Below are 19,408 nucleotides of genomic sequence, written 5' to 3'. Positions count from 1 at the left end.
GGCGGCCGGGCCGACCCGGGAGGGCGTGGAGGGGACCTGCGGCGCCGTCGCCGCGGCGGCGGGCCGGGGCGGGGCCGGTGCGGTCCGGTCGTGCCCGTCGGGCGGCCGGGGGACGGGGGAAGACGTGGTCATGAGGCGCACCTTCCGGCGAAGCGCAGGGCCAGCGAGGGCTCGGCGGCCCAGTGGAGATGGAGGTAGGAGGCGTGCACGGCGCCCTGGACGAAGCCCTCGCGCCGGGGCGCGGGCGGGGTGAAGCCCCAGGCGGCGGACGCCTCGACGGGCGTACGGGCCGCGTCGTGCGCATCGGTCGCATCGGTCGCACCTGTCACACCGGTCACCCGGCCCGTGCCGGCGACGCCTCCGACGCCCGCGCCGGGCCGGTGGCCCGCGCCGCCCGCACCCGCGGGGGCGACCCGGACCGTACGGCCCGCCGCCGTACCCGTGCCGTCCGCGCGCCCGGCGCTCACCGCCCGGCCGGCGCTCACTCCGCGCCGTGCGCCGCCGCGCGCGGCGAGGCCGTCGGAGCCGGACGCGGGGGTCACGGCCGTGCGGTGGAACTCGTGGCCGCGCAGCCGGGTGCCCGGTGCCGCAAGGACGCTGTCGGCGAGCGCGACGGCCTGGCGGTAGCCGAGGGTGAGGCGGTCGGTCATGACGGCCTCGGCGTCCAGCACCCCGCACATGGGCCGGCCGTCGAGCGACCGCGCCAGGTAGAGCAAGCCCGCGCACTCCGCGGCGATCGGCCCGTCGAAGGCGGCCAGCGCCCGGCGCAGCGGCTCGTTCGCGGACAGGTCGGCCGCGTACGCCTCGGGGAAGCCGCCGCCGAGCACCACGCCCGCGGTCCCCTCGGGCAGCGTCTCGTCGGCCAGCGGGTCGAACGCCACGACCCGCGCGCCCGCGGCCCGGAGCAGTTCCGCGTTCTCCGGGTACGCGAACGTGAACGCCGCCCCGGACGCCACCGCCACCACCGGCCGCGCGGCGCCCCGCGCCCGCCCGGGATCGGCTGCGGCGGCGCGCGGGAGGAGCAGCCCGCCGTCCGCGCCGCCGCGCGGGCTTCCGCCCGTCTGCTCGGCGCCGGACGCCCAAGCCGGCGGTGCCGCACGGCGGTTCGCCGGCGCAGCGCCCGGCGTCCCCGCGCCGTCACTCCCGTCCGGACCGGGCCTTCCCGCTCCGGCGGCGGCTCCGGCGGCTCCGGCCGCTCCCGCCATCGCGATCTCCACCGCCGGGTCCCACGGCGCGGCGTGCAGCGGCGGCGCGGACCGGGCGAGCGCCCACAGCGCCGCGAGGTCGCAGCCCGTGGTGACGCGCGAGGCGAGCGCGGAGAGCCACTCGCGGGCCTGGGCGGCGCGCTCGGCCGCCGGGACCAGGCCGAGGTGCCGCGACGGCACGCGGAGGTCGTCGGCGCGGTGCAGGACGCCCAGCACCGGCACGCCCGCCTCGTCCAGCGCCTCGCGCAGCAGCGTCTCGTGCCGGTCGGAGCCGACGCGGTTGAGCACCACCCCGCCCAGCCGCACCCCGGGGTCCCACGACGCGAACCCGTGCACCAGCGCGGCCACCGACCGCGACTGCGAGGAGGCGTCCACGACCAGCACGACCGGCGCCCGCAGCAGCTTCGCCACCTGCGCGGTGGACCCCGCCTCGCCCTGTCCCGAGGCGCCGTCGAACAGCCCCATCACGCCTTCCACCACGGCCAGTTCGCAGCCGGCCGCGCCGTGCAGGAACAGCGGCGCGATCCGCTCCTCGCCGCACAGGTACGGGTCGAGGTTGCGGCCCGGCCGGCCGGTGGCCAGCGCGTGGTAGCCGGGGTCGATGTAGTCCGGCCCGACCTTGTGCGGCGACACCGCGACGCCCCGCGCGCCGAACGCGGCCATCAGCCCGGTGGCCACCGTCGTCTTGCCGCTGCCCGAGGCCGGCGCGCCGATCACCAGCCGCGGCACCTGGTACGCCCGCGCCGCCGCGCCGACTTCACGCGCCGCCGCGTCCGCCCTCGCGCTCGGGCCGCCCTCGCCCGCCGCGTCCGCGCCCGGGCCGCTGCGCTCCCGCCCGCTCACCATTCGATGCCCCGCTGGCCCTTCTGCCCCGCGTCCATCGGGTGCTTGACCTTGGTCATCTCGGTGACCAGGTCCGCCGCGTCGAGCAGCGCGGCCGGCGCGTTGCGGCCGGTGATCACCACGTGCTGGGTGCCGGGGCGGTCGCGGAGCACCGACACCACCTCGTCGGTGTCCACCCACCCCCAGTGCATCGGGTACGCGAACTCGTCCAGCACGTACAGCCGGTACGTCTCGGCCGCCAGGTCGCGCCGGACCTGCGCCCAACCCTCGCGCGCCGCCTCCTCGTTGGACTCCGGCGAGCGCTGCACCCAGGACCAGCCCTCGCCCATCTTGTGCCAGGCGACCGTGCCGCCCTCGCCGGAGGCGCCGAGCACACGCAGCGCCCGCTCCTCGCCCACCCGCCACTTGGCGGACTTCACGAACTGGAACACCCCGACCGGCCAGCCCTGGTTCCACGCGCGCAGCGCCAGCCCGAACGCCGCGGTCGACTTGCCCTTGCCGGGCCCGGTGTGCACGATCGTCAGCGGACGGTTGCGGCGCTGACGGGTCGTCAGGCCGTCGTCCGGCACCACGCTCGGCTGTCCCTGCGGCATCAGGCGGCCCTCCGTACGTCCTTCACCAGCGCGGACACGGTGTCCGCGCGCAGTTCCCCGAGCGTCACCGCGACGCCGCCCAACTCCTCGGCGAGCGCGCCCGCGAGGCCCAGCCGGACCGGCCCGGACTCGCAGTCCACGACCACCGACGCCGCGCCGGCCGCGGCCAGCAGGCGGGCGGCGCGCGCGGCGAGCGCCACCGGCTCGGGTCCGCCGGTGGCCCGGCCGTCGGTCACCACGACCAGCAGCGCGCGCCGCGCCGGGTCGCGCAGCCGCTCCACCCGCAGCACCTCGTGCGCCTTCAACAGGCCCGCGGCCAGCGGCGTCCGGCCGCCGGTCGGCAGCGCCGCGAGCCGCGCCGCGCCGGTGTCCACCGACGACGTCGGCGGCAGCGCGAGGTCCGCGGCGGCGCCGCGGAAGGTGATCAGGCCGACCTTGTCCCGCCGCTGGTAGGCGTCCAGCAGCAGCGACAGCACCGCGCCCTTGACCGCGCTCATCCGCTGCCGCGCGGCCATCGACCCCGAGGCGTCCACCACGAACAGCACGAGGTTGCCCTCGCGGCCCTCGCGCACCGCCTGCCGCAGGTCGTCCCTGCGCACCACCAGGCCGCGTCCGGCGCGTCCGCGGGCCCGCTGGTGCGGGGCCGCCGCGCGCACGGTGGCCGCCAGGTGCAGCGCGGTGAGCGCGCCCCGGGGCCGCCGGTCGCTGGTGGTCCTGCCGTGCGCCGAGCGCGCCCTTGACCTGCGGCCTGCCGCGCCCTCGCCGAGCCCCGGCACGGTCAGCGGCCGGGTCCGGTACGGGTCGGCGGGCGCGGCGGGCGGACGCGTGCCGCCGTCCGCGGCGCCGTCGGAACCGCGGTCGGCCGGGTCCTGCCGCGCGGCGTCCCGGGGCGCGGGGTCGCCCCGGCCGGCGTCCGGGCCCGACGGGTCCTCGGGCGCCTGCGCGACACGGTCGTCCGCCCGGCTCCCGGTGTCGGCGTCGGAGGCGGCCTGCCCCGCGTCCGGGCCGCCGTCCCGCGGGGCCGGCCGCCGCCCGGACCGTCGGGGCCGGGGTCGGGATCGTCGGGGCCCCCGCCGTCGCCGCCGTCCTCGGGGTCCTCGCCGCGCTCGCGCTCCAGCGTCTCGTCCAGCGTGTCCTCGTCCAGCCCCGGCGCGTCGAAGGGGTTGCGCCGCCTGCGGTGCGGGAGCGCCAGCAGCGCGGCCTGGCGCACGTCCTCGGCCAGCACCGTGGTGCGGCCGGCCCACGCGGCGAGCGCGGTCGCGGTGCGCGCCATCACGATGTCCGCGCGCATCCCGTCCACCTCGAACGCCGCGCAGGTCGCGGCGATCTGCCGCAGCGCCGCGTCGCCGAGCCGCACCTGCGGCAGCAGCGCCCGCGCCGCCGCGATGCGTTCGCGCAGGGCCTGCTCCTCGGCCGCCCAACGCGCCGCGAACCCCGCCGGGTCGGCGTCGAACGCCAGCCGGCGGCGCACCACCTCCACCCGCTCGTCCGTCTCGCGGGACGCGGCGACCTCCACGGTCAGCCCGAACCGGTCCAGCAACTGCGGGCGCAGCTCGCCCTCTTCGGGGTTCATCGTGCCGACCAGCAGGAAACGCGCCGCGTGCCGCACCGAGACGCCCTCGCGCTCCACGTAACTCGCGCCCATCGCCGCGGCGTCGAGCAGCAGGTCGACCAGGTGGTCGTGCAGCAGGTTGACCTCGTCGACGTAGAGGATGCCGCGGTGCGCGTCGGCCAGCAGCCCCGGTTCGAACGCCTTCACCCCGTCGGCCAGCGCGCGTTCGATGTCCAGCGCGCCCACCAGGCGGTCCTCGGAGGCGCCCACCGGCAGCTCCACCAGGCGGGCCGGGCGGTCCGCGCCGGGCCCGTCCTGCGCGTGCGGACCGTCCGGGCAGGCCGGGTCGGGAGCGGCCGGGTCGCAGCTGAAGCGGCAGCCCGGCACCACCGCGACCGGCGGCAGCAGCGCCGCCAGCGCCCGCACCGCGGTGGACTTCGCGGTCCCCTTCTCGCCGCGGACCAGCACGCCGCCGACGGCCGGGCTCACCGCGTTCAGCGCCAGCGCGAGCCGCAGGGCGTCCTGCCCGACCAACGCGCTGAACGGATAAGGGGTGTTCATGCCGCTCATGCGGTGCCGCCTTCCGGGTCGCCTTCGGTGCCGCTGCCCCACTCGCTGTCCGACTCGCCGTCCACCGCGCCCTCCAGATCGCCCTCCAGGGCGAGGTAGGTCTCCCGCAGTCGCTCCAGCGTCCGCGGGTCCGGCCGCTCCCACAGGCCGCGGTCGGCCGCCTCCAGCAGGCGCTCGGTGATGCCGCGCAGCGCCCACGGGTTGGACTTCCGCATGAAGTCCGCGTTGTCCGGCGCGAAGACGTACTCCGCGGACAGCCGCTCGTACATCCAGTCGTCCACCACGCCGGCCGTGGCGTCGTAGCCGAACAGGTAGTCGACGGTGGCCGCCATCTCGAAGGCGCCCTTGTAGCCGTGCCGCCGCATCGCCGCCATCCAGCGGGGGTTGACCACGCGGGCGCGGAAGACGCGGTGCGTCTCCTCGCCCAGGGTGCGGGTGCGCACCTGGTCGGTGGCCGCGCTGTCGCCGACGTACGCCTCGGGGGAGGCGCCGGTGAGGTGGCGGACCATGGCCACCATGCCGCCGTGGTACTGGAAGTAGTCGTCGGCGTCGACCAGGTCGTGCTCGCGCGTGTCGACGTTCTTCGCCGCCACCTGGATCCGGCGGAACGCCGCCTCCATGTCGCCGCGCGCGGCCCGCCCGTCCAGGCCGCGGCCGTAGGCGTAGCCGCCCCACACCGCGTACACCTCGGCCAGGTCGGCGTCCGAGCGCCAGTTGCGCGCGTCGATCAGCGGCAGCAGACCGGCGCCGTACGCGCCCGGCTTGGACCCGAAGACCCGCGCGGTGGCCCGTCGCCGGTCGCCGTGCAGCGCGGTGTCCTCGTCGGCGTGCGCCCGCACGTAGTTGACCTCCGGCGGCTCGTCCAGCTCGGCCACCGCCCGCACCGCGTCGTCCACCAGCGCCACCACGTGCGGGAACGCGTCGCGGAAGAAGCCGGAGATGCGGACCGTCACGTCGATCCGGGGCCGGCCCAGCTCCTCGGCCGGCACCACCTCGAAGCCGGTCACCCGGCGCGACGCGTCGTCCCACACCGGCCGGCAGCCCAGCAGCGCCAGGATCTCCGCGATGTCGTCGCCCTGCGTGCGCATGCAGGAGGTGCCCCACACCGTCAGCCCGACCGACGCCGGGTAGGCGCCGGTGTCGGCGAGGTGGCGGGCCAGCAGCGAGTCCGCCAGCGCGGCGCCCACGTCCCACGACAGCCGGGACGGGATCGCCTTGGGGTCCACCGAGTAGAAGTTGCGGCCGGTCGGCAGCACGTTGACCAGGCCGCGGGTCGGCGACCCCGAGGGCCCGGCCGGCACGTAACCGCCGCGCAGCGCCCGCAGGATGTGCGCGATCTCGTCGCCGGTGCGCGCCAGGCGCGGCGCCACCTCGGCCGCGGCGAACTCCAGCACGCGCACCGCGTCCGGGACGTCACGGCCGCCGAGCACCTCGCGGGCCACCTCGCCGGCCGCGTCCGGCGCCCAGCCGCGCGCCTCCATCGCCTCCGCCAGCCGCCGGGCCAGCCGCTCCAGCAGGTCGACCGCGTCGGAGCCGGTGCGCGCGGGGGCGCCCTCGGGGGCGGCCAGCGCGGTCAGTCCGGGCGGCACGTCCGCGGGCGCGCCCGGCTCGGCCAGCAGCGTCTTCTCGGTCAGCCCGAAGGACCGCGCGAGCGCGGCCCGCAGCCCCGGCAGCGCGCCGCCCACACCGCCCCACACCTGCGCCGAACGCAGCACCGCCAGCAGCAGGTTGACCCGCGCCTCGCCGACCGGGCCGCCGCCCAGGACGTGCAGGCCGTCCCTGATCTGGACGTCCTTGATCTCGCACAGCCAGCCGTCGACGTGCAGCACGAAATCGTCGAAGCCGTCCTCGTCGGGCTGTTCGTCCACGTGCAGGTCGTGGTGCAGCTCCGCGGCCCGCACCAGCGTCCAGATCTGCCCGCGGACCGCCGGGGCCTTCGCCGGGTCGAGGTCGTTCACCAGGGCGTACTCGTCGAGGAGTTGCTCCAGCTTCGCCAGCTCGCCGTAGGAGTCGGCGCGGGCCATCGGCGGCACCAGGTGGTCCACCACCGTGGCGTGGCCGCGCCGCTTGGCCTGCGTGCCCTCGCCCGGGTCGTTGACGATGAACGGGTAGACCAGGGGGAGTTCGCCGAGCACCGCGTCGGGCGCGCAGCCCGCGGACAGCCCCAGCCCCTTGCCCGGCAGCCACTCCATCGTGCCGTGCTTGCCCAGGTGCACGATCGCGTCCGCGCCGAAACCGCCCTCCTCCGGGGCGCTCTCCAGCCAGCGGTAGGCCGCCAGATAGTGGTGCGAGGGCGGCATGTCCGGGTCGTGGTAGATCGCGATCGGGTTCTCGCCGAAGCCGCGCGGCGGCTGGATCATGATCACCACGTTGCCGAACCGCAGCGACGCCAGCACGATGTCCGCGCCGTCGCCCTCGCCGTCCACGTAGAGCGTGCCCGGCGGCTCGCCCCAGTGCCGCAGCATGCCGGAGCGCAACTCCTCGTCCAGCGCGGCGAACCAGCGCCGGTAGTCCGCCAGCGGCACCCGCGCGGGCGCCGCCGCGAGCTGCTCCTCGGTCAGCCACTCCACGTCGTGCCCGCCCGCCGCGATCAGCCGGTGGATCAACTCGTCCCCGTCCTCGGGGAAGTCACCGGTGACGTCAGCCGGCGTCCCGCAGCGCCCGCAGCAGCTCCACCGCGGAGGCCGGGGTGTCCAGCCCGACCGCGTTGCCGACCCGCGAGTGCTTGGTCGGGTACGCGGTGAAGACCAGCGCGATCCGCTTGTCCGCGTTCGGCTTGTGCCGCAGCGCCGCGTGCCGCACCGCGATCCCGGCGATCCGCGCCGCCCGCTCCGGATCGGCGACGTACACCGGCACGTCGCCCTCGCCGCTCTCCTTGAACGAGAACGGCACGGTCACCAGCCGCCCGTCGAACTCCGGGATCGCCACCTGCATCGCCGCGTCCATCGGCGACAGCGCCGCGTCCGACTCCTGCCACGCGGTGCGCGACGTGGTCAGGCACAGGCCCTGCAGCACCGGCACGTCCAGCTCGGCGAGCGCCCCCACGTCCCACGTCTCGTCCTCGCCGCCCGCGCTCGCCTGCGACGCCACCGTGCCGCCCGCGGCCAGCACGGTGGTCACGATCGCGTCGGCGCGGCGCAGCAGCCCGTACAGCTCCGGGTCGGCGCCGCGCAGCGAACCGCAGTAGACCGCGAGCGCGTTGGCGCCCCTGGCCTCGACCGCCTCGCACAGCGTGTCGACGAAGGCGGTGTTCCCGGACAGCTCGTGGGCCCGGTAGAAGAGCACCGCGACCGTCGGCCGGCCCGGCTCGTGCCGCCGCGCGAAGTCGCCGTGCAGCCCGAACTCGGGCATGGCGCGCGGCGGTTCGAAGCCCTCGCCGCTCATCAGCACGGTGTCGGACAGGAACCTCGCGAGCTGCGCGAGGTTGCCGGGGCCGCCCTCGACCAGATAGCGCAGCGCCTGCGCGACCACGCCCGCCGGCGCCGACGACAGCGCCATCAGCTCCGCGTCCGGCACCGACTCGCCGCCCAGCAGCACCGTCGGCACCCCGGAGGCGGCCAGCACGTCAAGCCCGCGCTCCCAGGCGCGCCGCCCGCCCAGCAGCCGCACCACCGCCAGGTCCGCGCCGTCCAGCAGCGCCGGCAGGTCCTCGTCGGGGTCCACCCGGGCGGGATTGCCGATGCGGTACGCGGGCGCGCCGTGCGAGGCGTCGACGGCCCGCGCCGCGAGCAGGTCGGTGTCGGCGGTGGACAGCAGCAGAACGGTGGTCATGGCGCCCCCGGGGCGAGGAAGGGGAGGCCGGCGGGTGCGCCGCCCTCGATGAGCCGCAGCACCGCCGCGGTGTCGATGTGCCGGTCGACCAGGTCGGCCAGCCGGTCGAGCTGGGCCTCGCGCAGCGCGCCGAAGCAGGTGTCGGGCGCCGGTACGAAACGGCGGCCCGCCGCGGCGGCGACCCGGCGCAGGAACTCCCGCCGGAACGCGTCGCTCTCCAGCGAGCCGTGCCAGTGCGTCCCCCACACCGCGCCGAGCCGGCCGCCGTCGAGGAACGCCTCGTCGAAGCCCGGGGGAGCGGCGGGCGCACCCGGCGCGTCCCCGGCCGACCGGGCCGCGCCGGTGAACTCGGCCACCCCGTGGTGGATCTCGTAGCCCTCCACCGGATGCCCGTAGGCCGTGCCGGACGGCCGGGCGAGGGTCTTGGCGGCGGCGAAGACGACCCGCACCGGCAGCAGCCCGAGGCCGGCGACCGCGCCCGCGCGCGACTCCACGTCGTCCTCGATGCGCTCGCCGAGCATCTGATAGCCGCCGCAGACGCCCAGCACCGGGCGGCCCTCGCGGGCCCGCCGCGCCACCGCCGCCGCGATGCCGCGCTCCCGCAGCCACTCCAGCGCCCGTACCGTCCCGCGGGTGCCCGGCAGCACCGCCAGGTCCGCGTCCTCGACCTCCTCGGGGCGGTCGGTGAACCGCACCACGACGCCCGGCTCGGCGGCCAGCGCGTCCAGATCGGTGAAGTTGGACATCAGCGGCACCGCGGCCACCGCGACGCGCAGCACGTCACGGCCCAGCGGCGGCCCGGCCGGCGCCAGGTCGCGGGCCCGCAGCCCGTCCTCCTCGTCGATGCCCAGGCCCCGCTCGTACGGCAGCACGCCGAGCGTGGGCCGCCCGGTGAGCTCGGCCAGCATGTCCAGGCCCGGCCGCAGCAGTGTGACGTCCCCGCGGAACTTGTTGACCAGATAGCCGCTGATCAGGGCCTGGTCGGCCGCGTCCAGCAGCGCGGTGGTGCCGTAGAACGACGCGAAGACGCCGCCGCGGTCGATGTCGCCGAGAACCAGCACCGGCAGCGCGGCGCGGCGCGCCACCGCCATGTTGACGATGTCGGTACGCCGCAGGTTGATCTCGGCGGGGCTGCCCGCCCCCTCGCAGACCACGACGTCGTGCGAACGCCCCAGCTCGGTCAGGCAGTCCACGACCGTGCCGAGCAACTCCGCCTGCCGGCCGCCGTGGTAGCCGCGTGCGCTCAGCTCGCCGACCGGCCGGCCCAGCACCACGACCTGGCTGCTGCGGTCGCTCCCCGGCTTCAGCAGCACCGGGTTCATCAGAGCCGACGGCTCGACCCCGGCGGCCTGCGCCTGCATCGCCTGCGCCCGGCCGATCTCGGCGCCGTCGCGGGTCACATAGCTGTTCAAGGACATGTTCTGGCCCTTGAACGGCGCGACGCTCAGCCCCTGCCGGGCCAGCCAGCGGCACAGCCCGGCGACCACCACGCTCTTGCCGACGTCCGAGCCCGTGCCGGCGATCATCAGGCCCCTGACGCGAGCGGGCCCGGACACCGCGTGGGCGCCGGACGCCGCGTGCGTGCCGGGTGTCGCGGTCGTGGCTCCCGCGTTCACGCTGCCCTCCTTCCGTGCATCAGCCGGACCCGTGCCGTCGACAGAGCCACCGACGCCGCCAGCGCCCACGCGCCCACCCGGCGCGACAGCCGGACCGCCCGCGCGATGTCCGCCGCGCCCGGCGGCGCGAACTGCGCGCCCAGCACCGGCCGTTGCTCGGCGCGGCCCGCGTAGGACAGCGGGCCGCCCAGCCGCAGCCGCAGCGCGCCCGCGAACGCGGCTTCCACCGGGCCCGCGTTGGGGCTCGGGTGCGCCGCCGCGTCGCGCCGCCACGTGCGCAGCGCGTCGGCCGGACGCGGCCCGGCGAGCACCGCGAGCGCCGCCGTCAGCCGCGCGCCCGGCCAGCCCGCCACGTCGTCCAGCCGGGCCGACGCCCACCCGAACCGCAGGTGCCGCGGCGAGCGGTGGCCCACCATCGCGTCCAGCGTGTTCACCGCGCGGAACCCGGCCAGCCCCGGCACCCCGGCCAGCGCTCCCCACACCAGCGCGCCCACCACCGCGTCCGAGGTGTTCTCCGCGACCGACTCGACCACCGCGCGGGCGATCCCCTCCGCGTCGAGGTGCTCGGGATCGCGCCCGCACAGGTGCGGCAGCCGGGCCCGGGCCGCCGCCAGATCCCCGGCCTCCAGCGCGGCCGCGATGACGCCGGCCTCCCGGGCCAGCGACGCGCCGCCCAGCACCGACCACGCGGCCAGGCCCGTCAGCGCCACCGACAGCGGCGCGCAGCCCCGTACCGCCCGCCGGACCAGCACGGCCGCCGCGGCGACGCCCCCGGCGCAGAGCGCGGTGTAGGCCGCGCCCACGGCGCGGTCGTCGCGCCACATCCGGCGTTCCAGGGCGCTCGCGGCACGGCCGAAGGCCGCGACGGGATGGCCGCGGCGGGGATCGCCCGCGGCGAGGTCGCCGAGGAAGCCGAGTGCGGCGCCGTACGCGTAAACGCGGTCGGCACGCATCGGGTCAGCCGGCCGTTGCGCTCCGCGCGGGGGTGGCGGGATCGGGGCAGGGGTGCGGGACGGGCCGGGAGACGGGCCGGGGGCCGGGCCTGCGAACTGCGATGCCGCGCATGGCAGAAGTCCTCACTCAGGGTCCGCGCCCTGGTTCGACGTGACCGGCGGTGAGAGTCTCCTGGCTCCCGGATCTGCGCGCTCCCGGGTCTTCCAGCCGGAGACCGGCCGTGACGTACGGGTTGGGAGCGCACTCCCCGGTGACAGTGGCGGGACCGCGCCGGATTCGCACCGGACTTCCTCTCCTGCCGCCGTATGGCTCCGGGCAGTTCACCACGCGGGGGGTGGTGCGTCAACCTCGCGCTGACCTGCGGGGACGGAGTGTGGCGATGTCCACATCGGTGCTGCCGGGGGGTGCTTGGGCGGGGCGCCGCCTCGGCGCGGCGTCGGCGTGACGCTCGGCGCCGCGCCGGTCGGGTGCGCCGCGCCGTCCGGGTAACCCCGCGTGGCCCCGCGCCCGCGTCGTGCGCGGGCGCGGGGCTACTTCGCCACGATCAGGTGGATCCCGTACGCCACCGCCGCCGCGCACGCGGCGAAGCAGAGGTAGGCGGCGCCCCGGCGCAGGGGGGTCGATGCGGTGGGGGAGAGGCCGACGACGCCCAGGGTGAAGATTCCTACCAGGGCGACCGTCGAGATCAGGGCCGCGGCGGCGACCGAGGCGAGGGCGTGCCAGTCGATGGTCATCAGGGGGACCCGTTTCTCAGGCGGCGGGGGCGGCGGGGGCCGGGGGCTGGGTGGTGGCCGACGGCGGGGCGACCGCGGCCAGTGCGGCGGTCACGGCGCCCTGGGGCTCGGCGGGGTCGTTGACGTTGTCCGCGGTGACCGGGCGGCGTCGGGCCGCCGCCCACATCGCGCCGCACGCGCCGACGCCGAGGACCGCGACCGAGGCGACGCCCGCGCTGCCCTGGTCGGCCAGGACGGCCGCTCCCGCGGCGACCAGCCCGGCCGCCGGGAGGGTCAGGACCCACGCGGCGACCATCCGGCCCGCGGTGCCCCAGCGGACCACCGCGCCGCGGCGGCCGAGGCCCGCGCCGAGCACGGAGCCGGAGCAGACGTGCGTGGTGGACAGCGCGAAGCCGAGGTGGGAGGAGGCCAGGATGGTGGCCGCCGCGCCGGTCTGGGCGGCGAAGCCCTGCTGCGGCTCGATGTCGGTCAGCCCGCGCCCGAGGGTGCGGATGATCCGCCAGCCGCCGAGGTAGGTGCCCAGCGCGATCGCGGTGCCGGCCGAGACGATCACCCACAGCGGAGGGTTGGAGCCGGGCGCGATCACGTTGCCGGTGATCAGCGCGAGGGTGATGACGCCCATCGTCTTCTGCGCGTCGTTGGTGCCGTGCGCCAGCGAGACCAGGCCGGCGGAGGCGATCTGCCCGGCGCGGTAGCCGCGCCCGGTGGCCGCCGGGTCGGCGTGCCGGCCGATCCGGTAGGTCAGCCGGGTGGCCAGGGTCGCGGCGACGCCCGCCACGAGCGGCGCGGCCACCGCGGGGATCAGCACCTTCATGACGACCGCGTCGCCGTGCACACCGTGCCGGCCGACGGAGGCGAGGGTGGCGCCGATCAGGCCGCCGAAGAGGGCGTGGGAGGAGCTGGACGGCAGGCCCGCGAGCCAGCTCAGCATGTTCCAGAGGATCGCGCCGACCAGTCCGGCGAAGATCACTTCCGGTCTGATGCCCGCGGACTCGTCCACGATGCCGCCGGAGATCGTCTTGGCCACCTCGACGGACAGGAAGGCGCCGGCCAGGTTGAGGACCGCGGACATGGCCACCGCCGTCCTGGGACCCAGGGCTCCGGTCGAGATGGTGGTGGCCATCGCGTTGGCGGTGTCGTGGAAACCGTTCGTGAAGTCGAACACGAGGGCGGTGACGATGACGATTCCGATCAGGAGCGTCATGTGTTCCATGGACCCAGGCAATCGTTTGATCGGACAGTGGCGAGCCGACCGTACGGATCATTGGTGAACGGAAGATGAACTGGCGGCGGACTCGGGGTGCCGACATGAATCGAAGGAGAACGCCAGGTGGACGCGAGTCTTGAGCGGGTCTGGTGGGACGTGGTGCGCACCGCCCGCAGGACGGTGGCCGAGGGACTGGTGGTGGGCACCTCGGGCAACGTCTCGGCCCGGGTCGGCGACATCGTGCTGGTGACCCCGACCGGCGTCCCGTACGACCGGCTGGGCCCGGGGCACGCGGTCGGCGTCCACGTCGCGGACGGCCGCCAGGTGCTCGGCACGCTGCGGCCGACCAGTGAGCTGCCGACGCACCTCGCGGTCTACCGGGAGACCTCGGCCCGCGCGATCGTGCACACCCACGCCCTGCACGCCACCGCCGTCTCGACCCTGGTCGACAAGCTGCCGAACGTCCACTACATGGCCGCGGCCACCGGCTTCCCGGTCCTGGTCGCCCGCTACGAGCTGTACGGCACCCCGGAGCTGGGCCGCGAGGTGCTGCGGGCCCTGCGCGACGGCCGCACCGCCTGCCTGATGCGCAACCACGGCACCCTCGCGTACGCCGACACCCTCGACCGCGCCTTCGACCACACCGCCCAGCTGGAGTGGATGTGCCGCCTGTGGCTGCTGGCCAGGTCCGCGGTCGACGCCGGCACCCCGCGCACCCTCGGCAACCGCGAGATGACCCGCGTCGCCGAGAAGCTCAGGGGCTACGGGCAGGGGGAGCGGGCCGGGCAGGGCGGCGACGGGTCCGAGGAGTGGGGGCCGTACGCGGCGGACGGGTCCTACGGCGGGGGCGGCCACTCCGGCGAAGGCGGTCCGTACGACGGGGGCGGCCACTCCAGCGAAGGCGGTCCGTACGACGGGGGCGGCCACTCCAGCGGGGGCGGTCCGTACGGCGGCGATCGCGACGACGCCGTGCCGGACGGCCGCTGACCGTCCCGGCGGTCGCTGGCCGTCCCGGCGGTCGCCAGGGGCCCTCGCGCGGGCACGGCTCCGGGGTCTCCTGCCCGGGATCCGGCCGCGTCACCCAACCGCCGCGGCCCCCTGGCAGGGCCGCCGCGGGCCGCCCACACTGGGAGGCGATGCGCCTTCGAACAGCGGTGGCCGTGGCGGCCACCGGAGTGGTGGGTGCCGGCACGGCCGCACTGGCGGCCGGTCGGTACGGCTCCGCCTACGCCCTCAAGCCCACGGTCGCCGGGCCCGCCCCCGAGCGACTGGTGCGGGTCCGCTCCGTCACCGACGGCCAGGTGGTGCTGACCCGCACCGCCGCCTCCGCCAGACCCGGCGTCTACGGACTCACCGCGCCCGGCGTGCACGCCGTGGTCGGCCAGGTCGCCGACCCCGGCGCGGACGGCCCCACGGTGACCAGGAGCCTGCTGCGCGTCACCCGCGGCTCCCTGCTGCCCGGCGCCATGGTCCGGCCGACCCTGCTGGTCCACCGCGGCGACCCGCGCGGCGCCCTCGGCCTGGACCACCGCGACGTCGACGTCCCGGGCGACCTCGGCCCGCTCCCCGCCTGGCAGCTGCCCGGCGACCGGCTGACCTGGGTCGTCCTCGTGCACGGCGTCGGCGCCACCCGCGAGCAGGCGCTCTCGCTGATGCCCGCGCTGCACCGCTTCCGCATGCCGCAACTCGCCGTCTCCTACCGCAACGACCCCGGCGCCCCCGCCTCGCCCGACCGCATCGGGCACATGGGCGCCACCGAGTGGCACGACCTGGACGCCGCCCTGCGGTACGCCGTCGGGCAGGGCGCCGAGCGGCTGGTCCTGCTCGGCTGGGGGACCGGCGCCACGATGGCGCTGTACGCCGCGGAGCGCTCGGCGGTCCGCGACCGGATCACCGGCCTGGTGCTGGACTCGCCGGTGCTGGACTGGCCGGCGACGGTCCGCGCCGCGGTCCGCGCCCGGCACCTTCCCGCAGCGCTCGCCCCCCTCGCGGTCCGCGCCGTCGAGGGCAGAACCGGAATGCGCCGGCACCCCGGCAGGGACGCACCGCCGCTGCGGTCGCCGAGCGTGCCGACGATGATCGCGCACGGGCCCGGCGACGCGTTCGCCTCGTGGGACGCCACCCGCGCGCTGGTCGGGCTGCGGCCCGAGACGGTCCACCTGTACCCGGTGCAGGACGCCCCCCACGCGGCGATGTGGAACGCGGACCCCACTGCGTACGAGGAGACGCTGCGGCGCTTCCTGACCCCGCTCATGTGAGCGCCCACCGGCCCGTGGGGACGCCGCGTTTGGGAATCCGGGCCCCTAGCGGCGAGACTGATCCGGTGACGTCCCGTATCCCGCGAGACACTCCGCTCCGACTCGTCCCCCGCCGGCCGCTCACCGCCGCCCGCAGGACCGCCACGACGCGCAGGTCCCGGCCTCCGCGCCCCCCCGAGGGCACCCCCTCGGTCTCCGAACTCGCGCGTCTCGCACGGGTCGAACTCGCCGACGCCGCGCGGGTGGCCCGCTGGGCGGGCGCCGGACCCGGCGCAGGCGCGGGAACCGCGGGACCCACCGGCATACTGCCCGGCCCCGCCGTCGCCGCCGCCGCGGCGGACCTGGAGTTGACGCCCGGCCAGATCCGTACCGCCTGGGACCGCGCGCGACTGTCCGGACTGATCGAGCTGCACGACGGCACGGCGCGGCCCGGCTGGCGGCTGCGGGCCTGGGACACCGACGACACGGCGGTGCTGCGCGGCTGGGTCGCGCTCTTCGACGCGTGGTCGCTCGCGCACCCGTTCCTGCCCGGCGGGCCGGACGGGATCGACGGGGGCGGCGGGGGCGGCGGGGGCGGCGGGGGCGGCGGGGGCGGCGGCCTGGGCGGGGCCGCGCAGGGGGACGTCGCCGGATCGGCGAACGGCTCTGCCGCGACCGGGCCCGATCCGGCGCTGGTCGCCGAAGTCATCGAGGCCGCACCGCAGTTGCTCTCCTTCCTGCACCTGTCCAACGGGCCGGTGCCGATCGACACGCTGCTGGATCTGCTGCGCCAGCGGGTCGCGGAGCTGCGCTCGGAGCGCCACGAGCCGCCGGCCGGCGGCGCCGGCGACCCGCTGCCCGCGCTGCTCGACTGGACGCTGGACGCCGCGGTCCTGGTCGGCGCGCTGCGCCCGCGCGACCCGCAGCGGCCCGACGAGGTCACGCTGACCGCGCTCGGCAGCTGGGCGGTGTGGGTCAAGCTGGAGCAGATCTGCGTCGCCGCGCAGGGCCGGCCGGGCACATGGAGCAGTCCGCGGCCACCATGCTGCGCGGCTGCGCCCGGCTGTCGCCCGGCCCGGCCCGCGCCGAGTACCAGGCGTGGCTGGCGGCCCGACCGGTGGGCCCGGCCGTCGCCGAGCTGCTGGAGACCGCCCGCGGCGACGACGCGCTGCTGCGCGGCCTGGCGTTCGAGGCGCTGCGGGTGGTCGGCGCGGCGGCGGAGCCCGCGGTGCGGGCGGTCCTCGACGAGGCGGTGCTGCGGCCCTACGCGGTGCTCTGGCTCGCGGAGTCCGAGGGCGCCGACCCCGATACGGCGACGTCGCTGCTGACCCGCGAGGAGGCGACGTGGCTGTGGGTCGACACGGCGGCGGCCGTCGTGGACCACGGGGAGGACCACTTGCTGGTCAGCCATTTGGAGACGGCTGTCCAGGGGTCGGTGCGGGGGCTGCTGCAGGAGGTGCGGGACGTCGGGCATCCGCGGACCGTCCAGGTCCTCGTGGCCCTCGCCGCGGCGCACCCCGACCCGGCCCTGGCCAAGGCCATGCGCCGCGCCGCGTTCCAGGTCCACACCGGCGAACTCTGAGTCCGGCTGCGCGTGCGGTTCGGCGTCCCGCCGGTTTCCCGTCTGCCCCGCCCGGCCGCTCCCAGCTGCGCGTGCGGTGTGGGTCGCGCCGGATTCCCGTCTGCCGGGCGGGCGTCCGTTGCCGGCTGCCCCGCCGTAGGTGGTTGCTCGCGCAGTTCCCCGCGCCCCTTCGGGGCCACGTCTGCCCCAGCCGGTCCGCTGCCGTCTGCCCCGCCGTAGGTGGTTGCTCGCGCAGTTCCCCGCGCCCCTTCGGGGCCACGTCTGCCCGGCCGGCTCGCTGCCGTCTGTCACGCCGCAGGTGGCTGGTCGCGCAGTTCCCCGCGCCCCTGTTGTGGTTGCGCGCCGCGGGCACGGTGCTGTCCCCCTGCGGGCGTGGAGTCGGCGCCCGACGCGGACCGACAGGGGCGCGGGGAACTGCGCGACCAGCCCGGCACGGCGGCGCAGCCGGCAGCGGACCCCCGTGGGGCAGACGCGAATCCGGCGCAACCTTGGACGCCCGCGCAGCCCCGCGCGGACCGGTGACGCAAACCGGTTGCGCCCGCACCGTAGAATGGCCGCATGGCAGTCTTCCTCCTCGATTGAGCCCCAGGCGCACCCCGCACCCACCCCGCCGCCCGCCAGGGACGCCCGCGCACACGCCGAGCACGGCCGACCACCGCCGAGCACAACCGCACGGCCGAGCCGAAGCTCAGCCAAGGCCCCGAAAGCCAGCGCAGCGCCCCGCACAACCTGGAGCTTCCTCCCGTGATCACTGCCACCGGCATCGAACTGCGCGCCGGCGCCCGCATCCTCATCGAGTCCGCCTCGTTCCGCGTCGCCAAGGGCGACCGCATCGGCCTGGTCGGCCGCAACGGCGCGGGCAAGACCACCCTGACCAAGGTGCTGGCCGGCGAGGGCCAGCCCGCCGCCGGCAGCGTCGCCGTCTCCGGCCAGGTCGGCTACCTCCCGCAGGACCCCCGCACCGGCGACCTCGACACCCTCGCGCGCGACCGCGTGCTCTCCGCCCGCGGCCTGGACACCGTGCTCCGCAAAATGCGTGAGAACGAAGAGCGGATGGCCAACGGAAAGGGCGCCACCCGCGACAACGCGATGAAGAAGTACGCCCGGCTGGAAACCGAATTCCTCACCAAGGGCGGTTATGCCGCCGAAGCCGAGGCCGCCACCATCGCCGCCGCGCTCGGCCTGCCCGACCGCGTGCTCGGCCAGCCCCTGCACACCCTCTCCGGCGGCCAGCGCCGCCGGGTGGAACTGGCCAGGATTCTCTTCTCCGACGCCGACACCCTGCTGCTCGACGAGCCGACGAACCACCTCGACGCCGACTCGATCGCCTGGCTGCGCGATTACCTCAAGACGTACCGCGGCGGATTCATCGTCATCTCCCACGACGTGAACCTCATCGAGACGGTCGTGAACAAGGTCTTCTACCTCGACGCGAACCGTTCCCGCATCGACGTCTACAACATGGGCTGGAAGCTCTACCAGCAGCAGCGCGAGGCCGACGAGAAACGCCGCAGGCGCGAGCGGGCGAATGCCGAGAAGAAAGCCGCCGCGCTCAATTCCCAGGCCGACAAGATGCGCGCCAAGGCCACCAAGACGGTCGCCGCGCAGAACATGGCGCGCCGCGCGGAGAAGCTGCTGTCCGGTCTGGAAGAGGTCCGGCAGTCCGACAAGGTAGCCAAGCTGCGCTTCCCCGAGCCTGCGCCCTGCGGCAAGACGCCGCTGATGGCCAGCGGCCTGTCCAAGTCCTACGGCTCGCTGGAGATCTTCACCGACGTCGACCTGGCCGTCGACCGCGGCTCCCGGGTGGTCATCCTCGGGCTGAACGGCGCCGGCAAGACCACGCTGCTGCGGCTGCTGGCCGGCGTGGAGCAGCCCGACACCGGCGAGGTCACCCCCGGGCACGGGCTGAAGCTGGGTTACTACGCCCAGGAGCACGAGACGCTCGACCCCGACCGTACGGTCCTGGAGAACATGCGCTCCGCCGCGCCGGACACCGACCTGGCGGAGATCCGCAAGATCCTCGGCTCGTTCCTCTTCTCCGGCGACGACGTCGACAAGCCGGCCGGGGTGCTCTCCGGCGGCGAGAAGACCCGGCTGGCGCTCGCCGCGCTGGTGGTCTCCAGCGCCAACGTCCTGCTGCTGGACGAGCCCACCAACAACCTGGACCCGGCCAGCCGCGAGGAGATCCTCGGCGCGCTGCACACCTTCACCGGCGCGGTCGTGCTGGTGACCCACGACGAGGGCGCGGTGGAGGCGCTGCAGCCGGAGCGGATCATCCTGCTCCCGGACGGCGTCGAGGACCTGTGGGGCAAGGAGTACGCGGACCTGGTCGCCCTCGCCTGACCGCGGCGGGCGGCCCGGCCGGGGTTCGCGCCCCGACCGGGCACGCATCCGGCCCGGTCGGGCAGGCGCGCGCCCCGGCCGGAGGCCCCGGACGGCGCCGCGGTGGAACCCGAATGGATCATTCGGCCCATCGTTGATCCTTCATCTGCGTGAGTCCGGCTGGTACCGCGGCCCGTCGGCACTCGCGCGGGCCCGGCCGGC

At 76.4% G+C, this 19,408-nt stretch carries 10 protein-coding genes, 3 pseudogenes and 1 riboswitch; of the genes and pseudogenes, 5 read left to right on the top strand and 8 right to left on the bottom strand.

All coding sequences use genetic code 11. The features are described from left to right. Nucleotides 1-128: 128 nt before the first annotated feature. The 8 genes and pseudogenes from VSR01_RS07375 to VSR01_RS07340 form a co-directional block, all read right to left on the bottom strand. Complete coding sequence (locus VSR01_RS07375; RefSeq protein WP_326448465.1) at nt 129-2,051, bottom strand: cobyrinate a,c-diamide synthase; 1,923 nt, start codon at nt 2,049-2,051, stop codon at nt 129-131. Beyond that, a complete protein-coding gene (cobO, locus tag VSR01_RS07370; RefSeq protein WP_326448464.1) occupies nt 2,045-2,641 on the bottom strand; it encodes a cob(I)yrinic acid a,c-diamide adenosyltransferase in 597 nt (198 codons plus the stop codon). The genes VSR01_RS07375 and cobO overlap by 7 nt, the downstream gene beginning before the upstream one ends. Further along, nucleotides 2,641-4,754 (bottom strand): annotated as a pseudogene (locus VSR01_RS07365) (putative cobaltochelatase). The gene cobO and the pseudogene VSR01_RS07365 overlap by 1 nt, the downstream one beginning before the upstream one ends. Before the next feature lie 5 nt (nt 4,755-4,759). Further along, a pseudogene (cobN, locus tag VSR01_RS07360) lies at nt 4,760-8,534 on the bottom strand (cobaltochelatase subunit CobN). Continuing rightward, on the bottom strand, nt 8,531-10,060 hold the full coding sequence (locus VSR01_RS07355) for a cobyric acid synthase (protein WP_326453534.1): 1,530 nt from the start codon (nt 10,058-10,060) through the stop codon (nt 8,531-8,533). The pseudogene cobN and the gene VSR01_RS07355 overlap by 4 nt, the downstream one beginning before the upstream one ends. Before the next feature lie 86 nt (nt 10,061-10,146). Further along, nucleotides 10,147-11,103: a cobalamin biosynthesis protein gene (locus VSR01_RS07350; RefSeq protein WP_326448463.1), complete on the bottom strand. Its 957-nt coding sequence runs from the start codon at nt 11,101-11,103 to the stop codon at nt 10,147-10,149. A gap of 165 nt (nt 11,104-11,268) precedes the next feature. Next, nucleotides 11,269-11,397, bottom strand: a riboswitch (cobalamin riboswitch). Between the two features lie 237 nt (nt 11,398-11,634). Further along, the gene (locus VSR01_RS07345) at nt 11,635-11,838 is read right to left on the bottom strand and encodes a hypothetical protein (RefSeq protein WP_326448462.1); all 204 of its coding nucleotides are present in this window, start codon (nt 11,836-11,838) and stop codon (nt 11,635-11,637) included. Nucleotides 11,839-11,854: 16 nt separating this feature from the next. Continuing rightward, the gene (locus tag VSR01_RS07340; protein ID WP_326448461.1) at nt 11,855-13,051 is read right to left on the bottom strand and encodes an inorganic phosphate transporter; all 1,197 of its coding nucleotides are present in this window, start codon (nt 13,049-13,051) and stop codon (nt 11,855-11,857) included. A 99-nt stretch (nt 13,052-13,150) separates the two neighbouring features. Here VSR01_RS07340 and VSR01_RS07335 point away from each other — a divergent pair. From VSR01_RS07335 to VSR01_RS07315, 5 genes and pseudogenes are all read left to right on the top strand, one after another. Beyond that, a pseudogene (locus VSR01_RS07335) lies at nt 13,151-13,816 on the top strand (class II aldolase/adducin family protein); the annotation flags it as partial. 365 nt (nt 13,817-14,181) lie between these two features. Next, the gene (locus VSR01_RS07330) at nt 14,182-15,303 is read left to right on the top strand and encodes an alpha/beta hydrolase family protein (RefSeq protein WP_326448460.1); all 1,122 of its coding nucleotides are present in this window, start codon (nt 14,182-14,184) and stop codon (nt 15,301-15,303) included. Between the two features lie 65 nt (nt 15,304-15,368). Further along, entirely contained in the window at nt 15,369-16,610 is a 1,242-nt protein-coding gene (locus VSR01_RS07325) for a hypothetical protein (RefSeq protein WP_326448459.1), read from the top strand. Beyond that, nucleotides 16,511-16,864, top strand: a complete 354-nt coding sequence (locus VSR01_RS07320) for a hypothetical protein (RefSeq protein ID WP_326448458.1) — start codon at nt 16,511-16,513, stop codon at nt 16,862-16,864. Before VSR01_RS07325 ends, VSR01_RS07320 begins: the two co-directional genes overlap by 100 nt. A 744-nt stretch (nt 16,865-17,608) precedes the next feature. Then, on the top strand, nt 17,609-19,207 hold the full coding sequence (locus VSR01_RS07315) for an ABC-F family ATP-binding cassette domain-containing protein (protein WP_326448457.1): 1,599 nt from the start codon (nt 17,609-17,611) through the stop codon (nt 19,205-19,207). The last annotated feature ends 201 nt before the right edge of the window (nt 19,208-19,408 follow it).

The organism is Actinacidiphila sp. DG2A-62 (assembly GCF_035825295.1).
Taxonomy (GTDB): domain Bacteria; phylum Actinomycetota; class Actinomycetes; order Streptomycetales; family Streptomycetaceae; genus Actinacidiphila.
The sequence above is the reverse complement of the archived record's forward strand: the minus strand, read 5'-3'. Positions and strand labels throughout refer to the sequence as shown.

Coding starts and splice junctions, on each gene's coding strand:
- VSR01_RS07375 (WP_326448465.1), bottom strand. CDS start 2,051: ATGGTGAGCGGGCGGGAGCGCAGCGGCCCGGGCGCGGACGCGGCGGGC.
- cobO (WP_326448464.1), bottom strand. CDS start 2,641: ATGCCGCAGGGACAGCCGAGCGTGGTGCCGGACGACGGCCTGACGACC.
- VSR01_RS07355 (WP_326453534.1), bottom strand. CDS start 10,060: ATGATCGCCGGCACGGGCTCGGACGTCGGCAAGAGCGTGGTGGTCGCC.
- VSR01_RS07350 (WP_326448463.1), bottom strand. CDS start 11,103: ATGCGTGCCGACCGCGTTTACGCGTACGGCGCCGCACTCGGCTTCCTC.
- VSR01_RS07345 (WP_326448462.1), bottom strand. CDS start 11,838: ATGACCATCGACTGGCACGCCCTCGCCTCGGTCGCCGCCGCGGCCCTG.
- VSR01_RS07340 (WP_326448461.1), bottom strand. CDS start 13,051: ATGGAACACATGACGCTCCTGATCGGAATCGTCATCGTCACCGCCCTC.
- VSR01_RS07330 (WP_326448460.1), top strand. CDS start 14,182: ATGCGCCTTCGAACAGCGGTGGCCGTGGCGGCCACCGGAGTGGTGGGT.